This is a genomic window from Candidatus Pelagibacter sp. HIMB1623 (assembly GCF_052047695.1).
In the GTDB taxonomy this organism is placed as follows: domain Bacteria; phylum Pseudomonadota; class Alphaproteobacteria; order Pelagibacterales; family Pelagibacteraceae; genus Pelagibacter.
Genome location: NZ_JBNAJN010000001.1, coordinates 26307 through 40822 on the forward strand (window position 1 = coordinate 26307; position 14516 = coordinate 40822).

The following is a 14516-nucleotide window of genomic DNA, read 5'->3' on the forward strand; positions in this document are numbered from 1 at the left end:
AAAATATCAAAAAAGGATTATATAGCTAGAACTATGTTAAAAATAAATTCTAAAGCACCAAGTTTTGTAATTCCATCGACCTCAAAGGATAAATATTCTTTAAAAGATTCAATTGGAAAATATGTAGTTTTATACTTTTATCCAAAAGATGATACACCTGGATGCACAATTGAAACTAATGACTTCAATAAATTGTTAGCTAAATTTAAAAAGTTAGACTGTGAAGTATATGGAATATCAAAAGATAGCCTAAAAAGTCACGATAAATTTAGAGATAAATATAAAATTAAATTTGATTTACTTGCAGATGAAGAGATCAAAGTACTTAAAAAATACAAAGTCTGGGGTAAGAAAAAATTTATGGGACGTGAATTTATGGGAATAAACAGAACAACTTTTTTAATTGATAAAAAAGGTAAAATTCTAAAAATCTGGGAAAACGTTAAAGTAAAAGATCACGCCAAAGAAGTCCTAGAAACATTAAAAGATATTTCAAAATAAAAAAAAAAAGCTCCTTATTTCTAAGGAGCCTTTTATTGTTATATATAGAGAGATATTTTAGTCCCTGATCGCGTAAGCTTTTACACCAACCTCAGCAACATCAGTTCCAAGTTTTTCAGCTTGAGCACTAATTCTAAGACCAATAGTCGCCTTTAGAACTCTAAAGACGATGTATGAAAGTATGAAACTAAATAAACATACTGCGATCACACCTGTTAACTGTGTTCCAAAATTTGTATCTGGATTACTCATTGGAACAACTAAAGTTCCAAATATACCAGCAAATAAATGAACTGGAATTGCACCTACAACATCATCAATTTTTTTACTTTCTAAAAATTTAGTACCAAAATACATAATTAATGATCCAAGAGCTCCAATTAAAATTGCTAATAAAGGACTTGGAGTTAAAGGCTCTGCTGTAATAGCAACTAATCCTGCTAATGCTCCATTAAGCATCATTACAATATCAGTTTTACCACCAAGTAATCTTGTAACTACTGCAGCCATTACAGTCCCAGCGGCTCCTGCCAAGTGAGTGTTAACTGCAATTTTACTAATTGCATTCACATCATCAAAAGTTCCCATTGCAAGTTGACTAAATCCATTAAATCCAAACCAGCCAAACCATAATAAGAAAGTTCCAAGTGTTACTAATGGTATTGAAGACGCTGCGAAAGGAACCAATGATTTTGTTTCACCAGATTTTGAAAATCTTCCTTCTCTAGCACCTAATAATATAACACCTGCTAAAGCAGCAGCTCCACCACAAGCGTGAACTAAAGTTGAACCAGCAAAATCAGAGAAACCTGAAGTTGCTAACCAACCTCCACCCCACTGCCAACCCATTGAAATTGGATAAATTATTCCAGCCATGATTGCTGCAAAAATAAAGAATGGCCAAATTTTAATTCTTTCAGCTACTGCACCAGAAACAATTGAAGCAGTTGCACATACAAACATTGTTTGAAAGAACCAATCTGAATAATCTGAATAACCTGTTGAAAGTTCTGAGGCATCACTCCACATTGAGAATGAACCTATAAACCCACCTTCTGGAATTCCATAAGCTAAATTATAGCCACAGAAAAAGAATATTAATGAGCAAATTGCAAACTTACCAATATTTTTTGCTGCAATTGTTGATACACTTTTAGTTGTCACTAATCCACTTTCAAGCATACAGAAACCTGCTGCCATGAATGCAACTAAAACACCGCCAAGATAAAATCCTAGTGAATTGAAAATATATTGTCCCTCAGCTGACATAGTTGTTTCTGCTGAAGCAAAATTAGTAAAGCTTAAAATTACTACTAAGCTTAATGATATTTTTTTTAAATTATTGATCATTATCTCTCCTTGTTTTGGAAGCTTTTTAATAAAAATTTAGTTTTTAAGTACTGCTGATAGGTCAAAAGAGTTATGAGAAATAAGCATATGTGTAAAAAAAAGGCCCCAGAAATGGGGCCTTTGGTTATAACTAACTAGAGAGAGATATTTAGTTAATTCTTTGTTTAGAGGCTCTTCAATGAGATAACGACATGGAGATCGAAGAGCCTCTATATTGCATGCAATTAGTCACGTATTGCGTAAGCAATTACACCTGTTTCAGTAACGTCTGTACCTTTAGTTTCAGCTTCTTTACTTAATCTGATTCCAAACGTACCTTTCATTATTGACCATACGATGTAAGACACAGCAAACACAAAAATGTTAATTGAAAGTACACCAATTAATTGTGCACTGAACGATGCATCAGCGTTTGTTAATGGCACTGCAAGTGTTCCCCAAATTCCAGCAAATAAGTGAGCTGGGATTGCACCTACAACGTCGTCAAGTTTGAAGTTGAATAACAACTTAGTTCCAAACACTACGATTAATCCACCAACAGCTCCAATTAAAATTGCTGCAAATGGAGATGGTGCTAATGGTTCTGCAGTAATTGCTACTAGACCACCAATTGCTCCGTTTAACATTTGAATAACATCTGTTTTACCGTACATTAATCTTGTTAAGATACCTGCGGCCATTACTCCACCACAAGCTGCAAGATTTGTATTGATAAAAATTGATGAGATCGCAACTGCATCATCAAAAGTACCTAATGCTAATTGTGAACCACCATTAAATCCAAACCAACCTAACCAAAGGATAAATACACCTATTGTTACTAATGGAATTGAAGATGCAGCAAAAGGTTGTAAAGCTTTTGGTTGACCTTTACTATCAAATCTTCCGCTTCTAGCACCAAGTAAAATGATACCAGCTAAAGCAGCAGCACCACCAGTTGAGTGTACTAAAGTTGAACCAGCGAAATCAGAGAAGCCAATTTCTGCTAACCAGCCTCCACCCCACTGCCAACCCATTACGATTGGATAAATAATACCAGCTAAGATAGCTGCAAATAAGAAGAACGGCCATAACTTGATTCTTTCAGCCATAGCACCTGAACAAATTGAAACTGTTGTTGCACAGAATACCATTTGGAAGAACCAATCAGATCCATCTGAATAACCCGTGTCAATTGCACTTGCATCTGACCATGGCGTAAATGATCCAATGTATCCGCCTTCTGGAATACCATAAGCTAAGTTGTAACCAACTAGCCAAAACATTATTCCAGCAATTGCATACAAACCTATATTCTTTGCACAAATTACTGAAACACTTCTTGAAGTTACCATTCCAGATTCTAACATTGCAAAACCTGCTGCCATAAACATGACAAGAAAACCGCAAATTAAAAATAGTAGAGTGTTAAATATAAACCCCACTTCAGCAGAAACGGTTGTTTCTGCCATACCCGCACTACTCATGTTTAGTAAAAATACCAAACTTAGTAATGGTGCAGATATACTCTTTATTATTTTAGTCATAAGACCTCCACTTGTTAAAGTGGTGGGTTATAAATTTAAAAAAATTAAAAACTAACGCTGATTAGGAAAATTGGGTATGCAGTTTTTGCATATAGTAACAGCCCTAAACGTGTTTTTACAATCGTTTAGGGCTGTTAAAAAAATATTATTTATTGAATACTTCTTTTAAAGCTTTTGCTGGTAAGAATTTTACCTTCTGAGAAGCAGCGATTTGGATCTGCTCACCAGTTCTTGGGTTTCTTCCAACTCTAGCTTTTCGCTTAGCAACTTTATAAGTACCAAAACCAGCGATTTTCACTGGCTCGTCATTCTTAAGACTATCTAAAATAGTGTTAGTAATGGTATCAAAAGTTCGCTCAGCATCTGCTTTGCTCTGATTTAAAGAGCCAGAAAGCTTTGCTACTAGTTGTTTTTTGTTCATTTTAGCTCCGGTTTGTTGGTTAATATTCATACTTGTCATAAACGTTGATAAATCAAGCTTTTTTTTAGTGTCTTTTTTTTAAAGACATACAATATCTAGTTGAAACTTAAATAAGTGTTGATTTTATTGTATTTTTTAACAATTTAGAAATTTAAATTATCTAAATAAACCAAGGTCTTTTAGGTCATTAAATGTGGTGAAAAACATCAATGATATCAATAAAAACAAACCGATTCGAAAAAAACCTTCTTGTGTTTTTTGAGATAAAGGACGACCTAAAACCTTTTCAAATGCATAAAACATTAAGTGTCCACCATCTAACATTGGTATAGGGAACAAGTTAATTAAGCCTAAACTTATTGAAATATAAGCCATCATACTAATAAAAGCTAACACTCCAAAGGTTGCAACTTGTCCTGATATCTTTGCAATCCTAATAGGACCTCCAAGTTGGGAAGTATCTGCTTTTCCCATGATCATTCCACCAATGTATTTCAAGGAAGAAACACTTACGAAATAGACTTCGTTTGCTGCATGATACAATGCTTGTGCTGGACCTAATTTAACATGATTAATTTTATCATTGTAGGCACTAAGTTTTATACCAACCATTCTTTTATTAATTTTATTTCCTAAACCATCTTCACCTTCAACAATATTAGGTTTTACTTTTAAAATTAATTCATCATATGAACGCTTTACTTTAAAATCTATAAAGTCAGATGTAGACATTGTAATATATTTAGAAACCTCCATGATGCTTTTAACTTCATTGCCATCAATTTCTAAAATAATATCTTGGTTTTTTAAGCCTCCAATCATTGCAGGACTGTCTTTTTGAACTTCACTAATAACTGCAGGAGTAAAATCTTTTCCAACAAAAGTATAAATACAAAAGAAGATTGCTAAAGCTAATAAAAAGTTTGCTAAAGGACCCCCAAATACAATTAATACTCTTTGATATAAAGGTTTTAAAATAAATAATTTATCTCTTTCCTCTTCATTATATTTTTCTAAAATTTCCTCATGATCGGCTTGTGAATACACATTACGATCTCCAAAAAACTTGACGTATCCACCTAAAGGAATAGCACAAACTTTCCATCTAGTTCCATGTTTATCATTCCAACCAAATAATTCTTTACCAAATCCAATAGAAAAATCAGTAACCCCCACTCCATATTTTCTTGCAAAATAATAGTGTCCATATTCATGAATAAACACCACAACTAAAATCAGAATTAAAAATGGAACAATATAACTAAGCATACAACTCTATTTTAGCTAATATCACAGTAATCACAACCTTCTTAAAATCAATAGTATTCATATTTTTTAATTATTAAAAATATAAATTATTGAAATAATTGTTAATACTATCACTGTCCATATTGAAAAGTTTTTTAAAAAAATTTTTAACTTAGAATTAGATTGTAAAAAAGCAGGTAGGACTAAAATTAACAATCCAATCATGTATATAAATGGTAAAAATTTATCCATAATCAGTTTGAAAACAGTCTATGAGCTTAAAAAACAATTTCAATAGCTTTTATAATTTCAATAATAAGCAATTATTTATTCTTAAATTTATAGTACAAAGAAAACAAAATGAGACCTACTAGGACAATACCTACAAATATCCTTAAGTATTGATTAAAAAATATATCAATAAACTCAATCATTAAATGTTAAACTTATCCTTAATTCTATAAAACCACACTGCTAATTTAAAATAAAACACTCTTAATTGTGGAAAAATAAATTTCTTAGGTAAACCTTTATAAATTGTTGAAATATCTAAGTCTTTGCTATTTGATGAAAAAACTAGCTTAGACAATTGTTTTCCAGTCCATGGTGCAGCGCTAACCCCTACGCCACTGTAACCAAATCCATAATAAATTTCTTCATTATCAATTTTACCAATTGAAGGAGTAAGCTTTTGAGATAATGCAATCAAACCTCGCCAATTATAATCAATGGTTACATTGCTCCATTTAGGAAAAATATTTTTTAAAAATTTCTCCATATCATTTGCTCTATTTTGATTTGATTGATCGCTTCCTTCAAAATCTCCTCTAGTTCCAAATAAAATTCGATTATCAGGTAACTTTCGATAATAATATAAAAGATTTTTAGAATTAGCTATTGGTGCATAAGTATTAAAGTTATGTAAGCTAAGCTCTTCATCTGTAAGCGGTCTAGTTACGATAATATTTGATATAACAGGTAACACCCTTCCATCCATTTCAGGAATTAATCCTTCTTGATAAAATCCATTAGTTGCAACTACAATTTTTTTTGTCTTTATTGATCCTTCACTTGTTCTTAAAAGATAAGAACCATTGTCTTTTTCAATTTTTTCAACTTTTGTATGTTCATAGATTTTTAACTTTTTAGATAAAGCATGTTTTGCAAGTCCATTTACAAATTTTAAAGGATTGATTGCAAATCCAGGTTTATATGAAAAAGCTCCAAATTGTTCAGTTCCACCGTGACCTACTTCGTTAAATTCTTCTTTTGAATAAACTTTAGTCTCTATACCAAATTCAGATTTATAAACTTCTGCTTGTCCTTTGATTTGATCAAATTTATTTTTGTGATGAGCTACAACAAAATTATTTTCACCCGTTACATCACAATCAATATTATAATTATCAATTAATTCTTTAGTATAATTAACTCCTTCAACAGAATTTTTAAAAAATTTTCTAGTCTCCTCTGTTCCATAAACTGATTGCATTTTTTTATAAGACATTTTGCTTGGAGGTAGACAGCAAAATCCTGCATTACGAGAAGAAGCACCCCAACCTATTTTTCCAGCCTCAACCAAAACCACATCTAGATTATAATTTTCAATCAAATTTATTGCACAAAGTAATCCAGTATAACCACCACCTATTACTGCTATTTCTGAACTAATATCTTTTTGAAGTTTATCTAAATTTAGATTTTCACTTGAAGTTGCTTCCCAATAACTAGGAACAGGTTTATTGAACTGATAAATATCTGAATGATAAATATTACTCATTAGTTGATGTTAGGTTAACACAAACCTTATTTATCTAAATAATAATTTACTTAAATTTTATGAGTTAAAATTTCTTATTTTTAGTAAATTTATCCCACAACATTTCATAGAGTACGTATGCGAAGATACTTACAATCACAACCACAGTAATAAAACCTAAGGATCGTATCCAATTACCAAACCATAAATAAGAAAGCAATGATATCCAGATCATCCCGATAACTTGCCATATAACTGATTTATAAAATAATGCTTTTTTACTCATAAGAGCCCTTTAATAAAAATTAAACGAATATTACTGAAAATTTAGTAAAGAAGATTTTTTATATATCTGAAGAATAATGAACTTTAACAAATAAACTACAATTCCAATGTCTCCAAAAATTGAAGGTTTGTTTTAATTTCATAATTTAAACTATACCATAAAAGTTAGTAATCTGAAATTCTAAATTCTAATTGTCATTGACGCGTATATGGAGCATGATTTTCAGTGATTAGACTCTGTATTTAATATTTGTTAATATTGGTTAATGAAAAAAATATTAAAAATTACTTTGTTACTTATTTTGTTTTGCAATACTTCAATTGCCGAAGATAAAAAATATTCTCAAAAAACTTGTGAAGAAATATATGGTGCAATTGGCTATTTTCTTAAAGTAGCTGATGATCACTGGAAAAAAACTAAGGATGAAGATAAAGCTATGAAATATTCTCAAACAGCAGCAAATTACACAACTGTTTATCAAGCTTTTTGCAAATAGTATAATTCGGATTCTTAAGTTTTGACCAATCAGGCCTGAATTACTATTGAATCAAATTAAAGAATCTTAGTCAAGAACCAATGTCATTGACGCACTATTGGAGCAATAATTAATGAAATTCACGAAGAACATTTCCTCCATCTAATTCTGTTCTTTTTCCATTTTTTACACTAAAAATTCCATTAACTAATACATGTTCAATACCTGAAGGGTAAGCTTTTAAGTTTTTTAAATCACTGTTGTTTTTTATTTTTTGAGAGTCAAATATACAAATATCTGCATAATATGATTTTTTTAATTTACCACGCTTAATAAGGCCTAATCTTTCAGCGGGTAGTGATGTTATTCTCCTAATGGCCTCTGTTAATGTTAAAACTTTTTTTTCGTTTACATAATTTTGAAAAAAACGAGCTGCCCATCCATAACCACTTATAGATCCAATATTATTTTTGAGAACACCATAAGGTGCAAGTGCTGTTGTATCTGAAATCACTGCACATTCAGGTTGTTGTAAGCACATAATTATATCTTCTTCCCTAAATGCTTTTGAGCTCCATAGTAAATTTCCCATATCTTCACCTTCTTCTATTAACAAATCAAAAGCTGCATCATACGGGTCTTGATTTCTTAAATTTCCGATTTCATTGAAAGTCATACCTATAAGGTCAGGATTTTTATTTGAATGAATTAAAACTATGTCGTCCCATTTATTATCTCGAACTAAAAGCCACATTGGTTGTGGATTTGCTCTAATTTTTTTTCTCTCTTCAGAATTTTTTAGGCGCTTAATTACAGAAGTAGTTCCACCTTCTTGTGCCCATTGAGGTAATATTGAAAGAACTCTGGTGTGATTCCAAGTATGAGGAATGATATCAAAAGCAACATCAACTCCTAGTTTCCTAAAAGAATCTATCATCTTAAGTGTATGCTCTACCGCATATTTTGGAGCTCCGTATTTAGGCTGAATATGAGATATTTGCAGTCTTACACCTGATTGTCTTGCAGTTGTTAATGCTTCAGTAAATCCTAAGTCATAATGATCATCTCTATTACGAACATGAGTTGCGTAAATTTTATTTTTTTCTGAAACTTTTTTACACATAGATACTAAATTTTGAGAAGTTGCTAAATTTCCAGGCCAATACTCTAAACCAGATGAAAAACCTGCAGCTCCTTGGTCTAGTGAATCTGAAATTATTTCAGACATTTTGATAACTTCATCATTATTTGGTGCACGAAGTTCGTTTCCTAGTACTTTATTATGTACCGCACCATGACCTACAAATGCAGCTACATTCACCCCAAGTTTATTTGACTCAAGTGCTGAAAGATATTCCCCAAAAGTTTTCCATCCTAATTCATGAGAGTTATCGCAATAACCTATAGCCATTTGTCTTATATCTAAATCATTATTAGCAGGAGCGCAGCTGATACCACACTGACCAACTACTTCGGTTGTAACGCCTTGATGAACTTGACTTTCAGCACGTCCATTCACCATCAAAGTAAAATCTGAATGGGTATGCATATCCACAAACCCAGGAGAGATAGCAAGACCACTAACATCGATTAATTCAATAGCATCTTTAAGATCACCTTTTCCAATTTCAACAATGGTGCCATCTTTAATTCCAATATTTCCTATAACTGGATCTTTTCCACTGCCATCAAAAATCTGTCCATTTTTTAAAATTACATCTAACATAAATAATTCATATTAATGAAATCGCGAAGCGTCATATGCTTTAATATTAATTTTATTTTTTCTGTTGCCAATTAAATTTGAAACTATGTTTGCACAAACTGGTGCGTGTGTCATGCCCCAGTGTCCGTGACCAAAATTAAAAAAAACATTTTTATAATTTGGCGATGGTCCTATTACAGGTAAAGAATCTGGAGTTAATGGACGAGCACCTGTTGCGTAACTTATTCCTTTATATTTAAATCTACCAAAAATTTTTTTCATTTGATTCAAGAGGATATTTTCAAATTTTAAATTTCGAATATTGGCTTTACCTCCAACTTGGACTAAACCGGCAACACGAAGATCATTACCATTAGGAACTATAGCAAAGCCTTTCTTTTCAATTAAAATTGGTTGATTAATTTTTATCTTAGGTTCTTTGAATATAATCGATGTACCCCAAGCGGGTATCATTGATATTTCGCTTCCTAATTTTTTTGCTAAATCTTTTCCTCCTGTTCCTGAACAAATTATCGCATAATCACACTTAATTTTTCCTTTGGTTGTAATTATATTGCTAATTTTATTGTCCTTCATTTCAAAGCTTCTTGCGCTTGCAGATATTTTTTTAACACCATTTTTTTTAAGTTCATTAATTAAACTATCTTGAAATTTTGATGGATCGGTTAAATGTCCAGCTTTTAAAATTAAAGTTGCTAGAGGATTTTTATCGGTAGTTTTCGGTATTTTTAGTAATAATTCTTTTGTTGTGAGATTTTTAATATTCATACCGTGCCTACGTCTTAAATTGTTGTTCTTAATTTCATTTAAGTATTCATCCTTATCACCGTAATATAATAAACATCCATTTTGAGTGAAAAATTTTTTCAATTTAACGAAGGGCTTTATTAAAGATTGCCACTCAGTCCATCCTTTTAACCCTAAAGCAGCCAAACCTTTTGAGCTTTTGTTAATTTCCAAATTTGATCCTGATTTATGGCTTTTATAAATAAAAGACAGAAAATCTGCTGGAAGTGGATATGAAACTTTTAAAGGACCATTCTCACTTAATAGCATTGAAGGAATTTTTTTCCATAAATGATCATTGGCCCATGGAATAACACTTGAACCACCAATAATTCCTGCAGTTGCAATCGATGCACGTTTGTTAGATTTATTTTCATCAATTAATGTAACATCAAAACTATCTTGAACTAATCGACAGGCAGTGGCTAGACCGATTATCCCTCCTCCAATAACAGTAACTTTCTTTTTTGAATTTAGATTTTTATTTACCTTTCTCATTTTGAAACCCCATAAATGAGATCAGGCAAAAATAAAGTTGCTTCAGGAAAGAAAATTAAAAATAACAAACCTGCTATATAAGCAAAAATAAATGGTATTACTGCAACAGCGACTTCTTCGATCGTTATTTTTGCAATCTTCGAGGAAATATTTAAATTCCCACCTAAAGGAGGTGTTAAAAATCCAATCTCACATGTCATAACCGAAAATATTCCAAATAAAACAGGGTCCACACCCATTGCGGTTACAACTGGAAGAAATACTGGAGTAAATAAAACTAATTGAGCAAGAGACTCCATGAAAGTCCCAACAAAAATATAAATTAATCCAATTAACAATAAAACTAAAAATACATTAGATGTATAACTAGTGATCAATTCTTGAGTTGCTGTTCCAATATCATAAAAAGCAGACAATTGACCAAAAGCATAAGAAGGCGCAATAATAATTAAAAGCCCTGACATTAAAGCTGTGAAACGTAAAGCTTCATAAATTTTTTTGATTGTGAGACCCTTATAAATAAATACACCAACAAACAGTGCATAAAAAACTGCAACACTTGCTGCCTCTGTTGGTGTAAATGCTCCGCTGTAAATACCACCTAAAATTAAAATAGGAGCACCTATGGACCACTTTCCTTCTTTGACAGAATTAATAAATGGTCTCCATGAAAAAGGTTTTCCTATTTCTCCATAACCATTTTTACGAGCTATCAAATACGCTGTAACCACAAGTAAAGCTGTTATAAAAAATCCTGGAACAAAACCAGCAAGAAAAAGTCTAGGGATTGATTGCTCAGCAATCAAACCATATATTATTAATAAATTGCTTGGAGGAATCATACTACCTAAAGCACCTCCCGCTGCAGCAACTGCACCTGCAAATTTACTTGAATACCCTTCTCTCTTCATTACTGGAATTGTAATACTTCCAATTGCAGCTGTTGTTGCAGGACCTGATCCAGATAAAGCAGAAAATAGCATACAAGCTAAAACTGTCATCATGCCTGTACTACCTCTATAGCTTCCAACCATTTTTCTAGCTACATCAATAAGACGATCAGCCATGCCACCTGTTTCCATTAAACGTCCAGACAAAACAAATAATGGTATAGTTAACAATGGAAAAGGTTGTAGAGATGTAAAACTAATTTGAGAAATTAATGTGTAAGGAATATCAATTAAAAATAATGCTAAAATAGTAGTAATTCCAACACCAACAAATAATGGAACACCCCCAATTACAAGGACAACAAATGTTATGACAATTAAACTAAGATCGCTCATAATTTTTTAAAAGTATTAGTAAATAAAGTATTTTTAACATCCAGGCAGTCCTTTACGACCATCGCGAAACCATTTCACATATATCTGAACAAGACGAAACAACATCAGTGCATAAGCAATAACAATTATTGTTTCAGGCCAAAAACGGCTAATCGACATCGAAGGTGATATAGTTGGTCTTTCCCACAAAAGCTCCAGGTAATCTATGCCGTATTTAATCATAAAAATATTAAAGGCTAACCAAATCAAATCCCCAAGGAAAATAATAATATATTGAGCAAACATGGGTAAGGAACGTACTCCTACTAAAATTCTTATATGAAATCGTTCTCTAACACCTAATGCTGCACCCATGTAAATTGCCCATGGCATTGCAAACCCAGCTAGTTCTTCAGTCCAAGTAATTCCAAAGTTAAAAACATATCTACTTATTACTTGTGAAATTACACAAAGTGAAATGATAACTAATGCTACGCAAGCAAATATTTCCTCAAACTTACTTTCAAGAAAATTTAATACTTTTTTAATGTTCATAAATTTTTTTAATTAAACATAACACACCGTTAATAAATTAACGGTGTGTTATAATTAGGAGAGGGTTTAATTTGCTGCTGCTCTTATTTCCTTAAGCAAAGCTTTAAACTCAGGCGAGGCATCCTTTGAGAACTGATCTTGGATTTTTTGTGCTGCCTTAATAAATGGTGCACGATCTGGATCTGTTCTTGTCATCCCACCTTCAGTTGTAAGCCACGTTCTTAAAGATTCTAAGTCATCTTTCATAAACTCATACATATAAGCTCCTGCCTCATCAGCTGCTTTTTGAACTGCAGCTCGTTGAGAGTCATTTAACTTTTGCATAAATCTATCACTTGCTAATAGTGGTGAAGTTCCAGAGAAATACTCAAGAATAACTAAATTCTTTGCAAATTCATAAAATTTCATAGATTTAATTGTTCCAATACCATTATCTGATGCATCAATAGTACCAGTTTGTAGGGCTGTTGGAGTTTCAGACCATGCTAATGGAATTGGTTCTGCCCCAAAAGCTTTCAATGTTGCAATCATAACTTTGTTTTTTGGAACACGAAATTTTAAACCACTAAAGTCTGAAATTGAGTTGATCGGTTTTTCCACGCTATACATGTCTCTGAAAAACACTCCACCAAAAGTAAGTAAGTGAACGCCAGTGTCAGCAAAAAGTTGTTCACTAACTTTTTTCCCAACCGGTCCATTAAGAACTCTTTCTATATGCGCACGATCTTGAAATATATATGGTAATACAAAAACATCCATTAGTCCCCAGTTAGGTGAAATGTTATTCTGTGTAATAAAGTAAGCATCAACAGTTCCTAATTGCATCGCTTTGAATGCTTCATCCTCTGTAGATATCTGAGAACAACATCTTAATTTTACATTGACTGTTCCATCAGAATATTTTTCTGCTAGTTCTTTAAATTTCTTTGCCATACGACCATAGTCATGATCTTCAGGCGTTGAGAAACCAAGGTTCATTGTAACATTGGCAGCAGATACATGAGTAATTGTTATTACTAATGAAGCAATTAACCCCACTAGAATTTTCTTAAATTTAATCATTTTTCCCCTCTTTTTTGTTATTTTTCTTCGAGATTAGAAATATTTAATTAGCTAGTCAAACGATTAAAAATGATATATTGATCGATTTTTTCGATATATTAATTTTATCTAGTTAATATGAATTTATGGCACTTAAAAGTATTTAATGAAATCATGGTCTCAGGAACCATTAGCCAAGCTGCCAAAAATCTTAAAAGAACACAATCATCTATAAGCGCCGCACTATCAAATTTAGAAAAACACATAGGATACAATTTATTTATAAGAAAAAAACGTCGTCTACATCCTGTTCCAGAAGCTTATTATTTAAAAGAGGAAAGCAAAAGTATACTTCAACAAATGCGAGTTTTAGATCAATCGTTAATAAAAAAAAATGAAACAGGATCTGAACCAATAAAAATTGCTAGCATGCCTCTTTTGGCTGAAATTCTCATACCAAGTACAATAAGTAAATTTAAAAAAAAATCTCCAAATTCAAATTTTTTTGTTAGTTCCAGACAATCATCAGCAGTTTATCAAGAAATATCTACTCAAACATTTGATATAGGAATTGCAGAATTGCAAAATAAAAATGCATTAGTAAATCAAAAAGAATATCATTATGAGTGTATATGTGTTTTATTTTCAGGTGACCCATTATCTAAAAAAAAAATAATTACACCTAAAGATTTATCAAAAAAAAAATGTGCAAGCTTTCAACCAAATCACTTCATAACAAAAAATTTAATTAAAATTTTTGAAAAAAATAAAGCAATCTTTAACCCACACTATCAATTTCAAAACGCAGGAACTAGTTGTGTTAATATTGTAGATAATGCAGATACCTATAGTGTTATTTCTCCAATTAGTTTCTGGCTAATTAGTAAATTTAATCTAGATACCTCAAAAATAATTTTTCGAAGATTATCAAGTTCAATTCCTTATTCATTTGGAATACTAACACCATCGCATCAACCTATGTCACAAATTGCTAAATCATTTCTTAATTATTTAGAAAATGCAATAGAGAATATGTTGAAGGAAATAAATAATGAAGGAGTACTATTTAAAATTTAAAT

General features: G+C 31.6%; 13 protein-coding genes. 3 read left to right on the forward strand and 10 right to left on the reverse strand.

All coding sequences use genetic code 11. From position 1 onward, the window contains the following. Positions 1 to 33 precede the first annotated feature (33 nt). Entirely contained in the window at positions 34 to 501 is a 468-nt protein-coding gene (bcp, locus tag ACTTBN_RS00155) for a thioredoxin-dependent thiol peroxidase (RefSeq protein ID WP_440680434.1), read from the forward strand. A 57-nt stretch (positions 502 to 558) separates the two neighbouring features. Here the strand turns inward: bcp and ACTTBN_RS00160 are convergent, their stop codons facing one another. The 5 genes from ACTTBN_RS00160 to ACTTBN_RS00180 all read right to left on the reverse strand — a co-directional run bounded on the left by ACTTBN_RS00160 (position 559) and on the right by ACTTBN_RS00180 (position 6826). After that, positions 559 to 1851 carry an ammonium transporter gene (locus ACTTBN_RS00160; protein ID WP_440680435.1) on the reverse strand — a complete coding sequence of 431 codons (1293 nt, stop codon included), beginning with the start codon at positions 1849 to 1851 and terminating at the stop codon, positions 559 to 561. 224 nt (positions 1852 to 2075) lie between these two features. Next, positions 2076 to 3377 (reverse strand): ammonium transporter, encoded by a 1302-nt coding sequence (locus ACTTBN_RS00165; protein ID WP_440680436.1) that lies wholly within the window; start codon positions 3375 to 3377, stop codon positions 2076 to 2078. A gap of 145 nt (positions 3378 to 3522) precedes the next feature. Further along, positions 3523 to 3798, reverse strand: a complete 276-nt coding sequence (locus tag ACTTBN_RS00170; RefSeq protein ID WP_440680437.1) for an HU family DNA-binding protein — start codon at positions 3796 to 3798, stop codon at positions 3523 to 3525. Between the two features lie 156 nt (positions 3799 to 3954). Beyond that, positions 3955 to 5067 (reverse strand): RIP metalloprotease RseP, encoded by a 1113-nt coding sequence (gene rseP, locus ACTTBN_RS00175; RefSeq protein ID WP_440680438.1) that lies wholly within the window; start codon positions 5065 to 5067, stop codon positions 3955 to 3957. A 412-nt stretch (positions 5068 to 5479) separates the two neighbouring features. Beyond that, a complete protein-coding gene (locus ACTTBN_RS00180) occupies positions 5480 to 6826 on the reverse strand; it encodes an NAD(P)/FAD-dependent oxidoreductase (protein WP_440680439.1) in 1347 nt (448 codons plus the stop codon). 530 nt (positions 6827 to 7356) lie between these two features. On the opposite strand from ACTTBN_RS00180, the gene ACTTBN_RS00185 reads away from it, so the two are divergent. Then, entirely contained in the window at positions 7357 to 7587 is a 231-nt protein-coding gene (locus ACTTBN_RS00185; RefSeq protein ID WP_440680440.1) for a hypothetical protein, read from the forward strand. A 109-nt stretch (positions 7588 to 7696) separates the two neighbouring features. Here ACTTBN_RS00185 and ACTTBN_RS00190 read toward each other — a convergent pair whose 3' ends face one another. The 5 genes from ACTTBN_RS00190 to ACTTBN_RS00210 all read right to left on the reverse strand — a co-directional run bounded on the left by ACTTBN_RS00190 (position 7697) and on the right by ACTTBN_RS00210 (position 13458). Then, a complete protein-coding gene (locus ACTTBN_RS00190) occupies positions 7697 to 9292 on the reverse strand; it encodes an N-acyl-D-amino-acid deacylase family protein (RefSeq protein WP_440680441.1) in 1596 nt (531 codons plus the stop codon). A 12-nt stretch (positions 9293 to 9304) separates the two neighbouring features. Then, positions 9305 to 10576 carry an NAD(P)/FAD-dependent oxidoreductase gene (locus tag ACTTBN_RS00195; RefSeq protein WP_440680442.1) on the reverse strand — a complete coding sequence of 424 codons (1272 nt, stop codon included), beginning with the start codon at positions 10574 to 10576 and terminating at the stop codon, positions 9305 to 9307. Further along, positions 10573 to 11862: a TRAP transporter large permease gene (locus ACTTBN_RS00200; protein WP_428080317.1), complete on the reverse strand. Its 1290-nt coding sequence runs from the start codon at positions 11860 to 11862 to the stop codon at positions 10573 to 10575. Before ACTTBN_RS00200 ends, ACTTBN_RS00195 begins: the two co-directional genes overlap by 4 nt. Positions 11863 to 11895: 33 nt before the next feature. Continuing rightward, positions 11896 to 12396: a TRAP transporter small permease gene (locus ACTTBN_RS00205; protein ID WP_440680443.1), complete on the reverse strand. Its 501-nt coding sequence runs from the start codon at positions 12394 to 12396 to the stop codon at positions 11896 to 11898. Between the two features lie 66 nt (positions 12397 to 12462). Then, positions 12463 to 13458 carry a TRAP transporter substrate-binding protein gene (locus ACTTBN_RS00210; RefSeq protein WP_428080319.1) on the reverse strand — a complete coding sequence of 332 codons (996 nt, stop codon included), beginning with the start codon at positions 13456 to 13458 and terminating at the stop codon, positions 12463 to 12465. Between the two features lie 117 nt (positions 13459 to 13575). On the opposite strand from ACTTBN_RS00210, the gene ACTTBN_RS00215 reads away from it, so the two are divergent. Next, positions 13576 to 14514 (forward strand): LysR family transcriptional regulator, encoded by a 939-nt coding sequence (locus ACTTBN_RS00215; protein ID WP_440680444.1) that lies wholly within the window; start codon positions 13576 to 13578, stop codon positions 14512 to 14514. Positions 14515 to 14516 lie beyond the last annotated feature (2 nt).

Excerpts from the sequence above, each read along its gene's own strand:
- rseP (WP_440680438.1), bottom strand. The coding sequence starts at position 5,067 with ATGCTTAGTTATATTGTTCCATTTTTAATTCTGATTTTAGTTGTGGTG.
- ACTTBN_RS00170 (WP_440680437.1), bottom strand. The coding sequence starts at position 3,798 with ATGAACAAAAAACAACTAGTAGCAAAGCTTTCTGGCTCTTTAAATCAG.
- ACTTBN_RS00165 (WP_440680436.1), bottom strand. The coding sequence starts at position 3,377 with ATGACTAAAATAATAAAGAGTATATCTGCACCATTACTAAGTTTGGTA.
- ACTTBN_RS00205 (WP_440680443.1), bottom strand. The coding sequence starts at position 12,396 with ATGAACATTAAAAAAGTATTAAATTTTCTTGAAAGTAAGTTTGAGGAA.
- bcp (WP_440680434.1), top strand. The coding sequence starts at position 34 with ATGTTAAAAATAAATTCTAAAGCACCAAGTTTTGTAATTCCATCGACC.
- ACTTBN_RS00185 (WP_440680440.1), top strand. The coding sequence starts at position 7,357 with ATGAAAAAAATATTAAAAATTACTTTGTTACTTATTTTGTTTTGCAAT.
- ACTTBN_RS00190 (WP_440680441.1), bottom strand. The coding sequence starts at position 9,292 with ATGTTAGATGTAATTTTAAAAAATGGACAGATTTTTGATGGCAGTGGA.
- ACTTBN_RS00215 (WP_440680444.1), top strand. The coding sequence starts at position 13,576 with ATGAATTTATGGCACTTAAAAGTATTTAATGAAATCATGGTCTCAGGA.
- ACTTBN_RS00195 (WP_440680442.1), bottom strand. The coding sequence starts at position 10,576 with ATGAGAAAGGTAAATAAAAATCTAAATTCAAAAAAGAAAGTTACTGTT.
- ACTTBN_RS00210 (WP_428080319.1), bottom strand. The coding sequence starts at position 13,458 with ATGATTAAATTTAAGAAAATTCTAGTGGGGTTAATTGCTTCATTAGTA.
- ACTTBN_RS00180 (WP_440680439.1), bottom strand. The coding sequence starts at position 6,826 with ATGAGTAATATTTATCATTCAGATATTTATCAGTTCAATAAACCTGTT.
- ACTTBN_RS00200 (WP_428080317.1), bottom strand. The coding sequence starts at position 11,862 with ATGAGCGATCTTAGTTTAATTGTCATAACATTTGTTGTCCTTGTAATT.
- ACTTBN_RS00160 (WP_440680435.1), bottom strand. The coding sequence starts at position 1,851 with ATGATCAATAATTTAAAAAAAATATCATTAAGCTTAGTAGTAATTTTA.